Raw genomic sequence first — 16,206 nt, forward strand, 5'->3', positions numbered from 1 at the left:
TGCTTCGGCCGGGTCGGTGGCTCCGGCAGGTTCGAGGGCTTCGGCGGGTTCGGTGGCTTCGGCCGGGTCGGTGGCTCCGGCAGGTTCGAGGGCTTCCGGCAGGTTCGGTGGCTTCGGCGGGTTCCGGGGAATTTCCGCGGGGCGGGCAACGGTCCGGGCGGCTCGTGGACTCCTCTTTACATCTAGGAGGTGCCCATGGGGGAGCGGAAGGACGCTCGGAACGAGGAGTTCCAGAGCTTCATGATCGGCCGCTGGCCGCGGCTGATGCGTACGGCATTTCTCCTCACGGGGGAGCAGCACGCCGCCGAGGACCTGGTCCAGTCGACGCTCGAACAGGTCTTCGTGGCCTGGCGGAAGGTCGGCTCGGCCGACGACCCGGAGGCGTACGTACGGCGCGTGATGATCAACGCGCACGCGCGCCGGCACAGAAGGAAACTCAAGGAGTTCCTCGCACCCAGGGACGACTCGGGCCTGGTCCGCGAGGTGCCCGACACGGGGGACCGGATCGCCCAGGCCGACGACCGCAGCGCTCTGCTCAAGGCGCTCGCCCAACTGCCCCCGCGGCAGCGGGAGGCCGTGGTGCTGCGCTACTGGGAGGACCTGACGGAGACCCAGGCGGCCGAGGCGATGGGCTGCTCGGTCGGCACGGTCAAGAGCAACGCGGCCAAGGGGATCGCGAAGCTCCGTGCCATACCGGGACTGGCCGACATGGTGACGCAAGGGAGGGCGTGACGGATGAGCACGGACCGGAAGAACCACGACATGACACAGGCGGAGGCGGACATCGCCCTCCTCCTCGCGGACGCCACGGACGCCGTCGAGATCGGCACGGCCCCCGTCCAGGCGGTGCTGCGCGGCGGCCGGCGCCGCCGTACCCGCCGCTGGGCGGTGGCGACGGCCACGGCGGTGGCGGTGCTGGGCGGGTCGACGGGGGTGACGCTGGCGTTCGCCGGGCTGCCGGGGGAGCATCACCGGACACAGGTGACGGCACACCCCGCTTCTCCTGAGGCACGGCATGTGTACGAGCCGCAGGAGACCGAGCTGTCCCGGGGGACGTACCAGGGCAAGTCGTGGTCCGTCACTCTGGAGGTCTGGGGAGCGCCGAGGGACGCGGAGGAGGCGGCGCGGCAGTTCGACCTGATGAAGGCGGAGGGGCGTGACCTCGTCGTGGACACGCCCGACGCACTGGTCGGCAAGACCTCGTTCTTCGCGCTCTACTGGGCCGGGAGCGGGCGTCCGCAGCAGGTGCTCTTCGACAGCAGGGCGAAGCTGGACGACATGAGCGGCACGGACCTGGAATCCGGCGCCGTCCCCCAGGGAGGGACGGGTCCCGACCGGCTGGTGATCGGCAAGGTCGCCAGGACGGCCCGGGAGGTCACCTGCACCTGGAAGGACGGCCGGACGACCGCTGTCCCCAGCGGCCCCGTGAACTACCGCCACAACGTGCCGGATCCCGCCATCGTGCCGGTGGCCGGTTACCCGGCGGCCAACTGGTTCGTCTGCGTGGCCCCGCAGGGGACGAGCTATCAGACCGCGGAGGTGACGAAGTGACGCCTCCGGCCACCTCGCCGGGAGGTCACAGCCACCCCTGCTGACGGGCCTCCCGTACCGCCTCCGCCCGGTTGCGGGTGCCGGTCTTGCCGATCGCGGCGGAGAGGTAGTTGCGGACCGTCGACTCCGACAGATGCAGCTTCGCCGCGATGTCGGCGACGGTCGCGCCGTCCACCGACGCCTTGAGGACGTCGCACTCGCGGGCGGTGAGCGGGTTCGGCCCGGCGCTGAGCGCGGCCGTGGCGAGCGCCGGGTCGACCACGGTCTCCCCGGTGAGCACCCGCCGGATCGCCTGGGCCAGTTCCTCGACCGGCCCGTCCTTGACGAGGAACCCGGCCGCCCCGGCCTCCATCGCCCGCCGCAGATAGCCCGGCCGGCCGAAGGTGGTGAGGATCAGCACCCGGCAGTCGGGGGCCTGCTCGCGCAGCTCCGCCGCCGCGTCCAGGCCGCTGAGGCCCGGCAGTTCGATGTCGAGGAGGGCCACGTCGGGCCGGTGGAGCAGGGCCGCGTCCGCGATCGCGTCGCCGGTCCCGACCTGGGCGACGACCTCGATGTCCGGCTCCATGCCGAGCAGTAAGGCGAGCGCCCCGCGCATCATCCCCTGGTCCTCGGCGAGCAGCACCCTGATCGACTTGGCCGGCCGGTGGGACCGGGGCATCTCGTTCGCAGGCTCGTACACAGGCCAAGCGTAGCTTCAGGAGCGTCAATTAAAGAGTAGTCATTGTTCCGGCCCGCAGGTCTTGACGGCGGTTGACCGTGCTCAAACAATCACCTCTGCAATTCCCCGAATGGTCGGCGAACGGTCGGCATTTCGACAGCTGAATAGGTTCGGTATATCGATCGAACGGCGTTCGGTATATCGGCCACGCACCCGCACCGCCCTACGAGGAACCGAAGAAGAGGTGCATCGTGTTCTCAGTGTCCCTAGGAGCCGCGCGCTCCTGTCCGCCCCGGCTGAAGAGACCCGTGCTGTCCGTGCTCGCGGCGTTCGTGACCATCGCCGCGCTCGTCGTCGGGGCCGGCGCCCCGGAGGCATCCGCCGCGAGCTCGCTGCCGTGTGACGTGTACGCCGCCGCCGGCACGCCCTGCGTCGCCGCGCACAGCCTGGTCCGGGCGCTGTACTCGTCGTACAGCGGCTCCCTCTACCAGGTGCAGCGCGCCTCGGACAGCGCCACGGCCAACATCGGTCTGCTGGCCACCGGCGGCTACGCCAACGCGGCCGCGCAGGACTCCTTCTGCGCCGGTACGACCTGCATCATCACCAAGATCTACGACCAGTCCAGCAAGCACAACGACCTCACCGTCGAGGGTGCGGGCGGGGCCGGCGCGGCCGATGTCGGCGCCCCGGCGGACGCCCTGCCGGTGACCGTCGGCGGGCACCAGGTCTACGGCCTGGAGATCTCGGCCGGCATGGGCTACCGGGACAACTCCACCTCGGGAGTCGCCACCAACGGCGGCGCCGAGGGGATGTACATGGTCACCTCCGGCACCCATGTGAACGGCAGCTGCTGCTTCGACTACGGCAATGCCGAGACCAACAACAAGGACACCGGCAACGGCCACATGGACGCCATCAACTTCGGCACCGAGTGCTGGTTCTCGCCCTGCTACGGCTCCGGCCCCTGGGTGCAGGCGGACCTGGAGAACGGGCTGTTCCAGTCCAACCTCGGCTACAGCACCAACTCGTCCAACACGGGCACGGGCGCGATACCGTTCGTCACCGCTTTGCTCAAGAACAACGGCCAGGATCATTTCGCACTGAAATGGGGAAACGCGCAATCGGGCGGCCTGACGACCACCTATTCCGGCAGTGAACCCAGCACCAGCAGCGGTTACTCGCCGATGCACCAGGAGGGCGCGATCGTCCTCGGCACCGGCGGCGACAACAGCAACGGCTCCATCGGCTCCTACTTCGAGGGCGTGATGACCTCCGGCATCCCGACCGACGCCGCCGACGACGCCGTCCAGTCCAACATCGTCTCCGTCGGCTACGGCGGCGCGACCGGCTCCACCGGCACCCTGGGCGCCGCCTCGGAGATCTCCCTGCAGGCCACCACGTCCTGCTGCACCACGGACTTCGTCCGCCACCAGAACAACGCGGGCGTCCTGTCCGCGATCACCTCCAGCAGCTCCACCCTCGACAAGAACGACGCCACCTGGATCGTCCGCCCCGGCCTGGCGAGCAGCTCCTGCGTCTCCTTCGAGTCCCGGAACTACCCCGGCGACTACCTGCGCCACTACAACTACAAGATCTACCGGCAGCCCATGGACGGCACCACCACGTTCAGACAGGACGCCACCTTCTGTCCGGCGACCGGCAAGAGCGGCACGGGCACGTCCTTCGCGTCGTACAACTATCCGACGAAATACCTACGGCACTACAACTACAACCTCTACATAGCGAGCGACGGCGGTTCCAACGCCTGGGACACCGCGACCTCGTGGACCGACGACGTGAGCTGGGCCGTCAGCTCGCCGTGGGCGCCGTAGCCACCATCGAGGTCAGCAGCTCCACCGCCTCGGTGGGGAGTTCCGCGGTGACCGTGAAGCCGCCGCGCGGCGCCGGGCCGGCCCTGAGGGAGCCGCCCGCCGCCGCGAGGCGCTCGGTCAGCCCCTTCAGGCCGGTGCCGCCGATGCCCCCGCTGCGGGGCTCGGCGGCCACCGCGCCCGACCCGTCGTCGGAGACCGTCAGCCGGACCCGCTCGGCGCCGCTGTCGACGGTGATCTCGCAGCGGCCGGCGTCGCTGTGCCGGACCACGTTGGTGACGGCCTCGCGCACCACCCAGCCGAGGAGCGTCTCGGTCTGCGGCGCGAGCGGGGTCCCGGACTGCCGGACCACCGTCTCGATGCTCGCCGCGGCGAGGGCCGAGCGGGCCCGGGTGAGTTCGGTGGCCAGGCTGCCCTCGCGGTAGCCGGTCACCGCCTCGCGGATCTCGGTGAGCGCCTGCCGGCCGACCGACTCGATGTCGGAGACCTGCGCCAGCGCCGCGTCCAGGTCCCGGGGTGCGAGCCGCCGGGCCGCCTCCGACTTCACGACGATCACCGACAGCGTGTGCCCGAGCAGATCGTGCAGATCCCGGGAGAACCGCAGCCGCTCCTTCTCCACCGCGCGCCGGGCCAGCTCCTCGCGGGCCGCGCGCAGCTCCCGTACCGCCTCGGAGAGGGAGAGGATCGCGGCGGTGATCATCGTGGAGAGGAAGGTGCCGTAGGCGATGGTGATGGCGTCGGACCCGTCCCGGTACCAGGAGACCGCACAGGCGAAGCCGGCCAGCAGGATCCCGGCCCGGCCCAGCCAGGGGCCGCGCAGCACCGCGCCGGTGGCCAGGCCGAGCAGCGGGAAGAACATCAGCCAGTTGCCGCCGTAGCCGAGGGCCAGGCCCGTGGTCAGCAGGCCCATCAGCAGCAGGGCGACACGGGTGGAGACGCTCTCCCGGGCCTCCTTGTGGAAGGAGCGGAAAGTCACGTAGATGTACAGCGAGTTGAAGGCGAGCAGGCCCAGGCCGCCGATCCACGGGTTGGGCGTCTTGCCCTGGAGCACGTTGGAGAAGGAGCCCAGCCCCATCAGCAGCCAGGGGAGCAGTGCGAAGCCGGTCGGCGGCGGCCCTGGCTGCTCCGGCACCTTCCCGCTCCGGCGCGCGGCCTTCTGCTGCTCCTTGAAGCGGGTCATCTCCTCCCGCCACTGCGCCCGCGCCCGCTGCCAGGCACCCACCTGGCACTTCACCTGCTGCCACCACGCCATGTCGCCCGTCCCCCGATCCGTACCGGTCCAGCGCTACGACCATACGAAAGGGCGGGCCAGTGCGGCAGGGGTGGATGTACGGCCCTGGGCAGGACAAATGTCCCGGCCGGGCGCGAGGGGATCTGACACGACGTCAGGAGCCTTCACAAGTGCGGAGCGCTGGGCTATACAAGGGGCGCTGGACTGGAACGCGTTCTAGATCCGCGCCCGTGGACGACCTCGGTGCGGCCGACGGTGCGGACGGCCGTGCCGAGGTCTTGAGACACCTCAGGAGCCGTATGCCCATCGACGCAGCCAAGGCCCTCGCCGCCGACCCCCGGTCCGGGGAGATCCGCTGGGAGCGCCGGGACGTCCAGCTCTACCACCTCGGCATCGGCGCGGGCCGCCCCGCCACCGACCCCGACGAACTGCGCTACACCCTGGAGTCCCGGCTGCACGTCCTGCCGAGCTTCGCCACCGTCGCGGGCGCCGGCTCGCCCGGGGTGATCAGCGGGCTGTCCATGCCCGGCGTCGACGTCGACCTCGCCAAGGTGCTGCACGGCGGCCAGTCCCTCACCCTGCACCGCCCCATCCCCGTCGCGGGCACCGCCACGGCCACCGGCCGTATCGCCGCCGTGTACGACAAGGGCAAGGCGGCCGTCCTGGTGATGCGCACCGAGGTCGCCGACGCCGACGGCCCGCTGTGGACCAACGACGCCCAGATCTTCGTCCGGGGCGAGGGCGGCTGGGGCGGCGACCGCGGGCCCGCGACGCGGCTGGACCCGCCCTCCGGTGAGCCCGACCGGACCGTCGAACGGGGCATCCGCGAGGACCAGGCCCTGCTCTACCGCCTCTCCGGCGACTACAACCCGCTGCACGCCGACCCCGAGTTCGCCAAGCTCGCCGGCTTCGACCGGCCCATCCTGCACGGGCTGTGCACGTACGGCATCACGCTCAAGGCGGTCGTGGACACCCTGCTCGGCGGGGACGTGAGCCGGGTGCGCTCGTACGGGACCCGGTTCGCCGGGGTGGTGTACCCGGGGGAGACCCTGCGCATCCGCATGTGGCGGGGCGACTCGGAGATCCGCGTCGCCGTCAGCGCGGCCGAGCGGGACGACGCGCCCGTCCTCGCCGACACGATCGTCGAACACTCTTGATCCACTGAGCAGTTGAGGGGAGCCGCACCATGCGCGCAGCCGTTCTGCACGAGATCGGCCAGGAGAAGCTGGAGGTCCTCGACGACGTCGAGGCGGTGGGGTTCGGGCCCGGCAGGGTGCGGATACGGGTGCGCGCCACGGGGCTGTGCCACTCGGACCTGTCGGCGATGAACGGGGTGCTGCCGCAGCCGGGCCCGTTCGTGCCCGGACACGAGGGCGCGGGCGAGGTCCTGGAGGTGGGGGAGGGCGTCACCCGGGTGAAGCCCGGCGACCGGGTGGTCGTCTGCTGGCTGCCGGCCTGCGGGGCGTGTCCCGCCTGCAAGCGCGGGCAGACCGAGCTGTGCCTGGCCGGGTTCACGAACGCCGGCACCCCCAACTTCCGGCGTCCCGGCGGTGATGTCTTCGGCTTCGCGGGCACCGGCACGTTCACGGAGGAGGTCGTGGTCGACGCCGGGTGCGCGGTGCCGATCCCGGACGACGTGCCCTTCGACATCGCCGCGCTGATCGGCTGCGGGGTGACCACAGGGCTCGGCGCGGCCCTCAACACGGCCGACGTGGAGGCCGGTTCGTCGGTGGCCGTGATCGGCTGCGGGGGCGTCGGCATCTCGGCGATCCAGGGCGCGCGGCTCAAGGGCGCGGCCGAGATCGTCGCCGTCGACCCGGTCGCCTCCCGGCGCGAGTCGGCCCTCCGCTTCGGGGCGACCCGGGCCGTCTCACCGGACGAACTGCCCGGCGCCAAACAGGAGGTCACCGCGGGCGAGGGCTTCGACTACGTCTTCGAGGTCGTCGGCAAGTCCGTGACCGCCCGCACCGCGTACGAGAACACCCGGCGCGGCGGCACGCTCGTCGTGGTCGGCGCGGGCGCCATGGACGACTTCCTCCAGCTCAACATGTTCGAGCTGTTCTTCGACGAGAAGCGGATCCTGCCGTCCATGTACGGCGGCGGGGACGTGGTCCGCTCCTACGAGCGCACCATCGCCCTGTGGCGGGCGGGCCGCATCGACCTGGAGGGCCTGATCACCCACCGGGTGCCGCTGGCCGAGATCAACGAGGCCCTGGACCAGATGCGCACGGGCACGGCGCTGCGCACCTGCATAGAGATCTGATGGGGGACCGTCGTATGCCGGACTCGGAGCGGCCGCTGGACGGACGCACCGCGATCGTCACCGGGGCCGGGCGCGGACTCGGCCGGGCCGAGGCGCTCGAACTCGCCCGGCTGGGCGCGGCCGTCGTCGTCAACGACTTCGGGCAGCCCGGCCGCGACGGCTCCGGGACGGCCTCCGCCGGACCGGCCGAGCAGGTCGCCGAGGAGATCCGCGCGGCCGGCGGACAGGCCGTCGCCCACACCGGGGACGTCGCCGACTTCGCGCAGGCGCGAGACCTTCTCACGCTGGCGACCACCACCTACGGCCGACTCGACATCCTCGTCAACAACGCCGGCATCCTGCGGGACCGCATGGTCTTCTCCATGACCGAGGAGGAGTGGGACTCGGTGATCCGGGTCCACCTCAAGGGCCACTTCAACACCACCCGCTTCGCGGCGGCGCACTGGCGGGAGCGGTCCAAGGCGGCGGGCGGTGCGAAGGTGTACGGCCGGATCGTCAACACCTCCTCCGAGGCCTTCCTCGCCGGCTCCGCGGGCCAGCCCAACTACGCGGCCGCGAAAGGCGGGATCGTCGGCCTGACCACCTCCACGGCCCTCGCCCTCGCCAAGTACGGCGTGACCGCCAACGTGATCTGCCCGCGCGCCCGCACCCGGATGACCGAGGACGTCTTCGCCGGGTTCGAACAGCCCGCCGAGGGCCTCGACCCCCTCGCCCCCGAACACGTCGCCCCGCTCGTCGGCTACCTGGCCGCACCGGCCGCCGAGCGGATCAACGGCCAGCTCCTGGTGGTCCACGGCGGCATGGTCGCGATCGTCGACCGGCCGCGCGTCCAGGCCCGGTTCGACAGCAAGCAGGACACCTTCAGCTACGACGAGCTCGACGCCCTCCTCACCCCCCACTACGCGGACCGGCCGCCGGGGGAGACGTTCGCGGCGGCGGAGGTGCTGGGGCTGAAGCGCCAGTAGGACGGCGCTTGTAGGACGGAACACGACAGCGGCCCCGCCCCCGAAAGGGCGGAGCCGCTGTCGTACCTACTTTCAGGCCGCCGTGTGGGCCGGCTCCGGCTTGCGATGCCGGCCGCTGGGGGCCGTTTCGCTCTCCTGGCCCGAGACCTGGCCACGGTGCTTGCCGTGGCCGTCCGTCTCATGGAACTCGGCGGACAGCTGCTCGGACGTGCTGTGGTCGCTCATCGGAAGAATTCACCCCGTCAACATGATCTTTCTTACAGCGCGGCGAGTGTAACCGGCCCACCACGGGGTGAATCCAGGCGGCCACGCCGACCGCTACGGGTTCGTTACAAGCCGCGCCAACGGAGCCTGCTGCAAGGGCACCGGCCGGTTCACGACAGGCTCCGGGGGATCCGGTTCAGCCGGATCCCCCGGGCCCGCGTCCCCCGGCCCCCCGTGCTCCCCCGTCTCCCCCGGTCCCCCCATTTCCCCGGTTTCCCCCGTTTCCCCCCAGGGCACTGCCACCGCCGCCACACCGCACGGGACCTCCCCCGTGGCGTACGGCAGCAGCAGTGCCCCGTCCTGCGTCCACAGCCCGGCGCCGGCCAACCACCCTTCCGGCGCCGGGAGATGGCACACCTTGCGGGCTCTGGGCCGCCAGGCGCCGACCCAGCTGCCGAGCGGACCGTCGATCCGCAGCGCGACCCCGCAGTTCTCCGGCATCAGCACCTGCCCCGGCTGGATCGCGAACGGCGTCACCGTGCACTCCGTCGCCCGCAGGCAGTCCGGGAAGCGCACCGGCAGCGTGCTGCCGAGGACACCCCAGCCCAACCGTTCCTGCCCGGGGGAGGGCGCGTCCGAGCCGACCAGGATCAGCCCGCTGTCCGCGTCGGCGAGCAGCAGCCGGTCGTCGCTGTCGGCCGCGATCTGCAGCAGCGGCGACACCTCGCCCCCGCGCCCCAGATCCACCACGACCGCCTTGGTCCGCCCGCCCAGCTCCCGGTCCAGGGCCAGCATCCGCCCGGCCCGGTCCAGCCAGACCCCGCCGGAGCAGCGCCCCGGGACCACCGCGAGCCGCTCGGGCCCGAAGGCTCCGCCCGCCACCAGCCACACGGTGGAGGAGCGCGGTCCCACCGCGACCGCGTACGCGGCCGCGCCTCCCGGCGCGGGCGGCAGCAACCGGAGCGAAGCGTCCTCGTCCGGGCACTCCACCGCGCCCAGCGGCAGCTCGCCGGTGCCGGGACCGGTCGGATAGAGCAGGGCGAAGTGGTGGCGCCCGTCCACCAGGCGGTGGATGAGCACCCGCCCGTCGCCCATCGGCTGCACCTCCGTGTCCGGCTCCTCCGGCTGGTTGCCGGGCAGCGGGACGGCGTAGGGCTCGGGGCCGTCCAGCGTCCACCGCTCCGGGAAGCAGGAACCATCCTGCTGAGCCAGCCGGGCCGCGTAGGCCCCGTCCACCGTGATGGCGCAGCCCGCCCCCGGCGCGCTGTCTCCCTCGTCTTCTTCCTCGTCCGCAGCCGAGGGTTCGATCGCACAGGCCGTCATCGTTCGGTCACCTCCGGCCACGAAGCTAGTTTTCGCACGCACAGGCGGGGGACCGGCTGTCCCTGGCTTCACACATACGGGTGCACACTCGACGATTCGCCTGAGGAAACGGGGACGGGTGTGCTGAGCGTCGTCTCCCGTGGGCGAGCAGGTACGGCCCCACGGAACAGGCAGGTAGCCTTTTCCCCGTGCCCCGTCTGTCAGAAGTCATCGCCGCGCTGGACGATCTGTGGCCCGCCGAGCGGGCCGAGTCCTGGGACGCGGTCGGCACCGTCGTGGGCGACCCCGGCCAGGAGGTCACCCGGGTCCTGTTCGCCGTCGACCCGGTCCAGGACATCGTCGACGAGGCGGTGAAGCTGGGCGCCGACCTGCTGGTCACCCACCACCCCCTCTACCTGCGCGGTACGACGACGGTCGCGGCGACCCACTTCAAGGGCCGCGTCGTCCACACGCTCATCAAGAACGACATCGCGCTGCACGTCGCCCACACCAACGCCGACACCGCCGACCCGGGCGTCTCCGACGCCCTCGCCGGCGCCCTGGACCTGCGGGTCGTACGACCCCTCGTGCCGGACCCCACGGACCCGGAAGGCCGCCGGGGCCTCGGCCGTGTCTGCGAACTGGACCACCCGGTGACGGTCCGCGAGCTCGCCGACCGGGCCGCCGCCCGCCTCCCCGCCACCGCGCAGGGCATCCGCGTCGCCGGCGACCCCGAGGCCCTCGTCCGCACGGTCGCCGTCAGCGGCGGCTCCGGCGACAGCCTCTTCGACGTCGTACGCGCCGCCGGCGTCGACGCCTTCCTCACCGCAGACCTGCGCCACCACCCGGCGTCGGAAGCGGTCGCCCAAAGCCCCCTCGCGCTGCTCGACGCGGCGCACTGGGCCACCGAATGGCCCTGGTGCGAGCTGGCCGCAGCCCAGCTCGACGAAATCTCCGACCGCCACGGCTGGGACCTGCGCGTGCACGTCTCCAGGACGGTCACCGACCCCTGGACCAGCCACTCACCGTCCCTTGGAGCCCCCAACTGAACGCCGCGCCCGCCGACCAGATCCGACTCCTCGACGTCCAGGCCCTGGACGTCCGCCTCCAGCAGCTGGCGCACAAGCGGAAGTCGCTGCCCGAGCACGCCGAGATCGAGTCGCTGACCAAGGACCTCACCCAGCTGCGCGACCTGCTCGTGGCCGCGCAGACCGAGGAGAGCGACACCGCCCGCGAGCAGACCAAGGCCGAGCAGGACGTGGACCAGGTGCGCCAGCGCGCCGCCCGCGACCAGCAGCGCCTGGACTCCGGCGCGGTCACCTCCCCCAAGGACCTGGAGAACCTCCAGAAGGAGATCGTCTCCCTCGCCAAGCGCCAGGGTGACCTGGAGGACGTCGTCCTGGAGGTCATGGAGCGCCGCGAGTCCGCGCAGGAGCGGGTCGCCGAACTCACCGAGCGGGTCGGTGCGGTCCAGGGCCGGATCGACGAGGCCACCGCCCGCCGGGACGCGTCCTTCGAGGGCATCGACGGCGAGGCGGCGGCGGTCACCAAGGAGCGCGAGGTCATCTCCGCCTCGGTCCCGGCCGACCTCCTCAAGCTCTACGACAAGCTGCGCGGGCAGCAGGGCGGCATCGGCGCGGCCAAGCTGTACGCCCGCACCTGCCAGGGCTGCCGCCAGGAGCTCGCCATCACCGAGCTGGCCGAGGTCCGCAAGGCCGCGCCCGACACGGTCGTCCGCTGCGAGAACTGCCGCCGCATCCTGGTGCGTACGGCCGAGTCGGGTCTGTAGCAACACCTAAGGGGCGCACGTGGCAAGGGAGTTCATCGTCGAGGCGGACGGCGGCTCCCGGGGCAACCCGGGACCCGCCGGCTACGGCGCGGTGGTCGTCGACGCGGCGACCGGCGAGACGCTGACGGAGGCCGCCGAGTACCTCGGCGTCGTCACCAACAACGTCGCCGAGTACCGCGGCCTGCTCGCGGGCCTGCGCGCCGCCCACACCCTCGACCCCTCCGCCGCCGTCCACGTCCGCATGGACTCCAAGCTGGTCATCGAGCAGATGTCGGGCCGCTGGAAGATCAAACACCCCGACATGAAGCCGCTCGCGATGGAGGCGGGCCGGGTGTTCCCGCCGGACCAGGTCACCTACGAGTGGATCCCCCGCGCCGAGAACAAGCACGCCGACCGCCTGGCGAACGAGGCGATGGACGCGGGGAAGCGGGGCGAGCAGTGGTCTGCTTCGGCGTCGACGGCTGAACTGGACGCGGGCGGCAGGGGCGCGCACTTGTCGCCGACGGCAGGGGCAGCGCCCCGTAAGGGGCGCGGGGAACTGCGCGACGAGCCCCCACGCACCGGCACTGTGACTACTGCCGAAGTCGCCGACACCCGCGCCGCCCGCACTGTGGCGAGCCCCGGCTGGAGCTCGGCCCCGGACATGGGCGCCCCCGCCACTTTCGTCCTCCTCCGCCACGGCGAGACCCCCCTCACCCCCCAGAAGCGCTTCTCCGGCAGCGGCGGCACCGACCCCGCCCTCTCCGACGTCGGCCTGGAGCAGGCGCGGCGCGTCGCCGAGGCCCTCGCCCGGCGCGGCACGATCGAGACGATCCTCGCCTCCCCGCTCACCCGCACCCGGCAGACCGCCGGCGCGGTCGCCGAGCGCCTCGGCCTCGACGTCACGATCGAGGAGGGGCTGAAGGAGACGGACTTCGGCGCCTGGGAGGGCCTCACCTTCGGCGAGGTCCGCGAGCGTCACCCGGACGACCTGAACACCTGGCTCGCCGACCCCGAGGCGCACCCCACCGGCGGCGGCGAGAGCTTCGCCGAGACCGCGACGCGCATCGCGGCCACCCGCGACAAGCTGGTCGCCGCCTACGCGGGCCGCACGGTCCTGCTGGTCACCCATGTCACGCCGATCAAGACGTTCGTACGGCTCGCCCTCGGCGCCCCGCCGGAGTCCCTGTTCCGCATGGAACTGTCGGCGGCCTCCCTGTCGGCGGTGGCGTACTACGCCGACGGCAACGCGAGCGTACGGCTCTTCAACGACACGTCCCACCTGCGTCCCTGAGGCCGTCCCCGGAGCCGTCCCCGAGACCGTCCCGGAGCCCCGCCGCCGCCCGTGCCAGCGACTCGACGCGGCCCCAGTCCCGGGCGGCCACCGCATCCGCCGGGATCATCCAGGTGCCGCCCACGCAGCCGACGTTGGGGAGGGCGAGGTACTCGGGCGCGTTCTCCGGTCCGATCCCGCCCGTCGGGCAGAAGCGAGCCTGCGGCAGCGGACCCGCGAGGGACTTCAGATAGGCCGTGCCGCCGGCCGCCTGCGCCGGGAAGAACTTCATCTCCCGCACCCCGCGTTCGAGCAGCGCCACGACCTCCGAGACGGTCGACACCCCCGGCAGGAACGGCACCCCGGACGCGGTCATCGCCCCCAGCAGCCCGTCCGTCCACCCGGGGCTGACGAGGAACCGCGCCCCGGCCGTCACGCACTCCGTGACCTGACCGGGCGTGAGGACGGTCCCCGCCCCGACCACCGCGTCCGGCACGGCGCCGGCGATCGCCCGGATCGCGTCGAGCGCGGCCGGGGTCCGCAGCGTCACCTCGATCGCGGGCAGCCCACCGGCCACCAGCGCCCGCGCCAGCGGTACGGCGTCGCCGGCGTCCTCGATCACGACGACGGGCACGACGGGCGCGAGATCCAGCACGGAAGTGGGCATGCCGCCATCCTGGCGAGGCGCTGCACCTTACGCAATCACCGTTGCACACCATGCAATGGCCAGGCCGAGGGGCTCAGTGCACCTCCGTGACCAGCACATCCACCGCCCACGCCTGCCCCGCCTTCGCCGGTGCCGCCGTCTCCACCTCGTACCCCAGGTCCCGCAACGCCTCCACCAGCTCGCCCGGCCCGGCCGGCGCGATCCCGGCGGTCAGCAGGCTCCGTACGATCCGCCCCTTCGTCGCCTTGTTGAAGTGGCTGACGACCTTCCGGGTCGGCGCGTGCAGCACCCGCACCGTCGCCGTCCGCCCGGCCAGCTCCCCCTTCGGCTTCCAGGCCGCCGCGTACGCCGCCGACCGCAGGTCCAGCACCAGCCCCGACCCGGCCGCCTCCGGCAGCACCTCGGCCATCGGCCCGCGCCAGTGCGTGCCCAACGCGCCAAGACCCGGCAGCTTCACCCCCATCGAGCAGCGGTACGACGGGATCCGGTCCGTCACCCGCACCGCGCCCCACAGCCCCGAGAAGACCAGCAGCGACCGCGCGGCCCGCCGCTTCGCGGCCGCGTCCAGGGAAGCCAGGCCGAGGGCGTCGTACAGCACCCCCGTGTAGACCTCCCCGGCGGGACGCGCACCCGCCGTCCGCAGCTCCGTGTTCTTCGCGACCTCGCCGCGCAGCCCCTCGCTCAGCCCGAGCACCTCGCGCGCCTTCTCCTCGTCGCCCGCGCACAGGTCGACCAGCTCGGCGAGGACCGCCGCGCGCGCCTCGGCGAGCCCCGGCAGCGACAGCGACTCCGGCTTCAACGGGGCACCACGGCCCGAGGACGCCTTGCCCTCCGAGGGCGGCAGCAGGACCAGCACACGTACTCCTCTACACGACGCTTCACCGACGACGTACCGACGACGTACCGACGACGCACCAACGGCTCACCGGCGACGTCCGGCATCGCCCGCCACCGCCCGGCATCGTTCGTCATCGACGCTTCGCGCCAGCGTAAGGGGCCGGAGCCGCCCGATGTGATTACGCTCGTCCTATGCCCAGCCGTCACATCCGCGTCAAGGGTGCCCCCGAGGCGCCCCTCAGGGCCGCGCTCGCCGCGCTCCGGACCGACCTGGCCGTCCCGGAGGGCTTCCGGCCCGAGGTGCTCGCGGAGGCGGAGGGTGTCGCGCACCATTCGGCCGTGCCCGGGCACGACGCCACCGACATCCCCTTCTTCACGGTCGACCCGCCCACCGCGCACGACCTCGACCAGGCGATGCACCTGTCCCGGCACGACGGCGGCTACCGCGTCCGGTACGCCATCGCCGACGTCGCCGCCTTCGTCGTACCCGGCGGCGCCCTGGACTCCGAGGCGCACCACCGCGTCAACACCCTCTACTTCCCCGACGAGAAGGTGCCGCTGCACCCCGCCGTGCTGAGCGAGGGCGCGGCCAGTCTGCTGCCCGGCCAGACCTGCCCGGCCGTCCTGTGGACCATCGACCTGGACGCGGAGGGCCGGACGGTGGCCGCCGACGTCCGCCGCGCGCTCGTCCGCAGCCGGGCCAAGCTGGACTACGCGGGAGTGCAGAAGCAGATCGACGAGGGGACCGCCGAGGAGCCGGTCGCCCTGCTCAGGGAGATCGGCGAGGCACGCGAACGCCTGGAGGTGGAGCGCGGCGGCATCTCGCTCAACGTGCCGGAGCAGGAGATCGTCGAGTACGACCACACCTACGAGCTGACCTACCGCGCCCCGCTGCCCGCCGACGCCTGGAACGCCCAGATCTCCCTGCTCACCGGCATGGTCGCCGCCGAGCTGATGCTGGCCCACGGCACCGGCGTGCTCCGCACCCTCCCGGTCGCCCCCGACGGCGCGGTCGCCCGCCTGCGCCGCACCGCGCACGCGCTGCGCATCGAGTGGCCGCACCACGTCTCGTACGCGACGCTCATCCGCTCCCTGAACCCGCACCGCCCCCGCCACGCCGCCTTCCTCCAGGAGTGCACGACGCTGCTGCGTGGCGCCGGCTACACCGTCTTCCGGGACGGCGCCCTGCCCGCCATCACCACCCACGCGGCCGTCGCCGCCCCCTACGCCCACTGCACCGCGCCCCTGCGCCGCCTCGCCGACCGCTACGCCTCCGAGCTGTGCCTGGCGGCCGCGGCCGGCGAGGATCCGCCCGACTGGGTGCTGATGGCGCTGGACACGCTCCCCAAGGAGATGGCCGAGGGTGCGCGGCGCGCGGGCACGGTGGAGCGGGAGAGCGTCGACATCGTCGAGGCGGCCCTGCTCAAGGACCGGGTCGGGGACGTCTTCGACGGCTGTGTGGTGGAGGTCGAGCAGCGCCGGCCGACCGTGGGGCGGGTGCTGTTGCAGCAGCCCGCCGTCATAGGCCGGATCGAGGCACCCGCCGCCGGGGAGCCCCTTCCACTGGGTGAGCGGCTGTGGGTACGGCTGACCGAGGCCGACCCGGGGACGGCGAAGGTGCGGTTCGCGCCCGCGTGAGCTGTCGTACGAGCCCGGTC

General features: G+C 72.5%; 17 protein-coding genes. 11 read left to right on the top strand and 6 right to left on the bottom strand.

Translation table 11 applies throughout. The features are described from left to right. The 3 genes from ACIPSJ_RS04975 to ACIPSJ_RS04985 form a co-directional block, all read left to right on the top strand. Nucleotides 1-186 (top strand): hypothetical protein (locus tag ACIPSJ_RS04975; protein ID WP_401343465.1); only part of this gene is annotated, 186 nt, incomplete at its 5' end. Between the two features lie 9 nt (nt 187-195). Then, the gene (locus tag ACIPSJ_RS04980; protein ID WP_401343468.1) at nt 196-732 is read left to right on the top strand and encodes a SigE family RNA polymerase sigma factor; all 537 of its coding nucleotides are present in this window, start codon (nt 196-198) and stop codon (nt 730-732) included. Nucleotides 733-735: 3 nt separating this feature from the next. Beyond that, a complete protein-coding gene (locus ACIPSJ_RS04985) occupies nt 736-1,551 on the top strand; it encodes a hypothetical protein (protein ID WP_359208122.1) in 816 nt (271 codons plus the stop codon). Between the two features lie 25 nt (nt 1,552-1,576). On the opposite strand, the gene ACIPSJ_RS04990 is transcribed toward ACIPSJ_RS04985, so the two are convergent. After that, complete coding sequence (locus ACIPSJ_RS04990) at nt 1,577-2,209, bottom strand: response regulator transcription factor (RefSeq protein ID WP_355713039.1); 633 nt, start codon at nt 2,207-2,209, stop codon at nt 1,577-1,579. Between the two features lie 308 nt (nt 2,210-2,517). Between ACIPSJ_RS04990 and ACIPSJ_RS04995 the strand changes: the two genes are divergently transcribed. Beyond that, the gene (locus ACIPSJ_RS04995; protein WP_401343471.1) at nt 2,518-4,041 is read left to right on the top strand and encodes an alpha-L-arabinofuranosidase B; all 1,524 of its coding nucleotides are present in this window, start codon (nt 2,518-2,520) and stop codon (nt 4,039-4,041) included. On the opposite strand, the gene ACIPSJ_RS05000 is transcribed toward ACIPSJ_RS04995, so the two are convergent. After that, complete coding sequence (locus ACIPSJ_RS05000) at nt 4,019-5,290, bottom strand: sensor histidine kinase (protein ID WP_401343474.1); 1,272 nt, start codon at nt 5,288-5,290, stop codon at nt 4,019-4,021. The genes ACIPSJ_RS04995 and ACIPSJ_RS05000 overlap by 23 nt on opposite strands. A gap of 278 nt (nt 5,291-5,568) precedes the next feature. Here ACIPSJ_RS05000 and ACIPSJ_RS05005 point away from each other — a divergent pair, with 278 nt between their 5' ends. From ACIPSJ_RS05005 to ACIPSJ_RS05015, 3 genes are read left to right on the top strand one after another with little or no spacing between them, the layout of a single operon-like run. Continuing rightward, nucleotides 5,569-6,426 carry a MaoC/PaaZ C-terminal domain-containing protein gene (locus ACIPSJ_RS05005; RefSeq protein ID WP_359208113.1) on the top strand — a complete coding sequence of 286 codons (858 nt, stop codon included), beginning with the start codon at nt 5,569-5,571 and terminating at the stop codon, nt 6,424-6,426. 29 nt (nt 6,427-6,455) lie between these two features. Next, on the top strand, nt 6,456-7,532 hold the full coding sequence (locus ACIPSJ_RS05010; RefSeq protein WP_401343478.1) for a Zn-dependent alcohol dehydrogenase: 1,077 nt from the start codon (nt 6,456-6,458) through the stop codon (nt 7,530-7,532). Nucleotides 7,533-7,546: 14 nt separating this feature from the next. Then, nucleotides 7,547-8,497 carry a 3-oxoacyl-ACP reductase gene (locus ACIPSJ_RS05015; protein WP_401343481.1) on the top strand — a complete coding sequence of 317 codons (951 nt, stop codon included), beginning with the start codon at nt 7,547-7,549 and terminating at the stop codon, nt 8,495-8,497. A gap of 72 nt (nt 8,498-8,569) precedes the next feature. Here the strand turns inward: ACIPSJ_RS05015 and ACIPSJ_RS05020 are convergent, their stop codons facing one another. Beyond that, nucleotides 8,570-8,722, bottom strand: a complete 153-nt coding sequence (locus ACIPSJ_RS05020; RefSeq protein ID WP_355712899.1) for a hypothetical protein — start codon at nt 8,720-8,722, stop codon at nt 8,570-8,572. A 93-nt stretch (nt 8,723-8,815) separates the two neighbouring features. Then, on the bottom strand, nt 8,816-10,024 hold the full coding sequence (locus ACIPSJ_RS05025; protein WP_401343484.1) for a hypothetical protein: 1,209 nt from the start codon (nt 10,022-10,024) through the stop codon (nt 8,816-8,818). 188 nt (nt 10,025-10,212) lie between these two features. Between ACIPSJ_RS05025 and ACIPSJ_RS05030 the strand changes: the two genes are divergently transcribed. From ACIPSJ_RS05030 to ACIPSJ_RS05040, 3 genes are read left to right on the top strand one after another with little or no spacing between them, the layout of a single operon-like run. Beyond that, nucleotides 10,213-11,052 (top strand): Nif3-like dinuclear metal center hexameric protein, encoded by an 840-nt coding sequence (locus ACIPSJ_RS05030; protein WP_401343487.1) that lies wholly within the window; start codon nt 10,213-10,215, stop codon nt 11,050-11,052. Then, nucleotides 11,049-11,792 carry a zinc ribbon domain-containing protein gene (locus ACIPSJ_RS05035; RefSeq protein ID WP_401344574.1) on the top strand — a complete coding sequence of 248 codons (744 nt, stop codon included), beginning with the start codon at nt 11,049-11,051 and terminating at the stop codon, nt 11,790-11,792. The genes ACIPSJ_RS05030 and ACIPSJ_RS05035 overlap by 4 nt, the downstream gene beginning before the upstream one ends. A 19-nt stretch (nt 11,793-11,811) precedes the next feature. Beyond that, a complete protein-coding gene (locus tag ACIPSJ_RS05040) occupies nt 11,812-13,065 on the top strand; it encodes a bifunctional RNase H/acid phosphatase (protein ID WP_401343490.1) in 1,254 nt (417 codons plus the stop codon). Here ACIPSJ_RS05040 and ACIPSJ_RS05045 read toward each other — a convergent pair. Together ACIPSJ_RS05045 and yaaA are read right to left on the bottom strand one after the other, a co-directional pair. After that, nucleotides 13,037-13,711, bottom strand: a complete 675-nt coding sequence (locus tag ACIPSJ_RS05045; RefSeq protein ID WP_401343493.1) for a bifunctional 4-hydroxy-2-oxoglutarate aldolase/2-dehydro-3-deoxy-phosphogluconate aldolase — start codon at nt 13,709-13,711, stop codon at nt 13,037-13,039. The genes ACIPSJ_RS05040 and ACIPSJ_RS05045 overlap by 29 nt on opposite strands. Before the next feature lie 73 nt (nt 13,712-13,784). Then, nucleotides 13,785-14,567 carry a peroxide stress protein YaaA gene (yaaA, locus tag ACIPSJ_RS05050; protein WP_359208096.1) on the bottom strand — a complete coding sequence of 261 codons (783 nt, stop codon included), beginning with the start codon at nt 14,565-14,567 and terminating at the stop codon, nt 13,785-13,787. A gap of 173 nt (nt 14,568-14,740) precedes the next feature. On the opposite strand from yaaA, the gene ACIPSJ_RS05055 reads away from it, so the two are divergent. Beyond that, nucleotides 14,741-16,186, top strand: a complete 1,446-nt coding sequence (locus ACIPSJ_RS05055; RefSeq protein ID WP_401343496.1) for an RNB domain-containing ribonuclease — start codon at nt 14,741-14,743, stop codon at nt 16,184-16,186. Nucleotides 16,187-16,206 lie beyond the last annotated feature (20 nt).

The sequence above is a fragment of the Streptomyces sp. NPDC090088 genome, from assembly GCF_044747345.1.
Classification (GTDB): Bacteria; Actinomycetota; Actinomycetes; order Streptomycetales; family Streptomycetaceae; genus Streptomyces.

Excerpts from the sequence above, each read along its gene's own strand:
- ACIPSJ_RS05045 (WP_401343493.1), bottom strand. The coding sequence starts at position 13,711 with ATGCCCACTTCCGTGCTGGATCTCGCGCCCGTCGTGCCCGTCGTCGTG.
- ACIPSJ_RS05055 (WP_401343496.1), top strand. The coding sequence starts at position 14,741 with ATGCCCAGCCGTCACATCCGCGTCAAGGGTGCCCCCGAGGCGCCCCTC.
- ACIPSJ_RS05010 (WP_401343478.1), top strand. The coding sequence starts at position 6,456 with ATGCGCGCAGCCGTTCTGCACGAGATCGGCCAGGAGAAGCTGGAGGTC.
- ACIPSJ_RS05020 (WP_355712899.1), bottom strand. The coding sequence starts at position 8,722 with ATGAGCGACCACAGCACGTCCGAGCAGCTGTCCGCCGAGTTCCATGAG.
- ACIPSJ_RS05025 (WP_401343484.1), bottom strand. The coding sequence starts at position 10,024 with ATGACGGCCTGTGCGATCGAACCCTCGGCTGCGGACGAGGAAGAAGAC.
- ACIPSJ_RS04980 (WP_401343468.1), top strand. The coding sequence starts at position 196 with ATGGGGGAGCGGAAGGACGCTCGGAACGAGGAGTTCCAGAGCTTCATG.
- ACIPSJ_RS04985 (WP_359208122.1), top strand. The coding sequence starts at position 736 with ATGAGCACGGACCGGAAGAACCACGACATGACACAGGCGGAGGCGGAC.
- ACIPSJ_RS05015 (WP_401343481.1), top strand. The coding sequence starts at position 7,547 with ATGCCGGACTCGGAGCGGCCGCTGGACGGACGCACCGCGATCGTCACC.
- ACIPSJ_RS05000 (WP_401343474.1), bottom strand. The coding sequence starts at position 5,290 with ATGGCGTGGTGGCAGCAGGTGAAGTGCCAGGTGGGTGCCTGGCAGCGG.
- ACIPSJ_RS05005 (WP_359208113.1), top strand. The coding sequence starts at position 5,569 with ATGCCCATCGACGCAGCCAAGGCCCTCGCCGCCGACCCCCGGTCCGGG.
- ACIPSJ_RS04990 (WP_355713039.1), bottom strand. The coding sequence starts at position 2,209 with ATGCCCCGGTCCCACCGGCCGGCCAAGTCGATCAGGGTGCTGCTCGCC.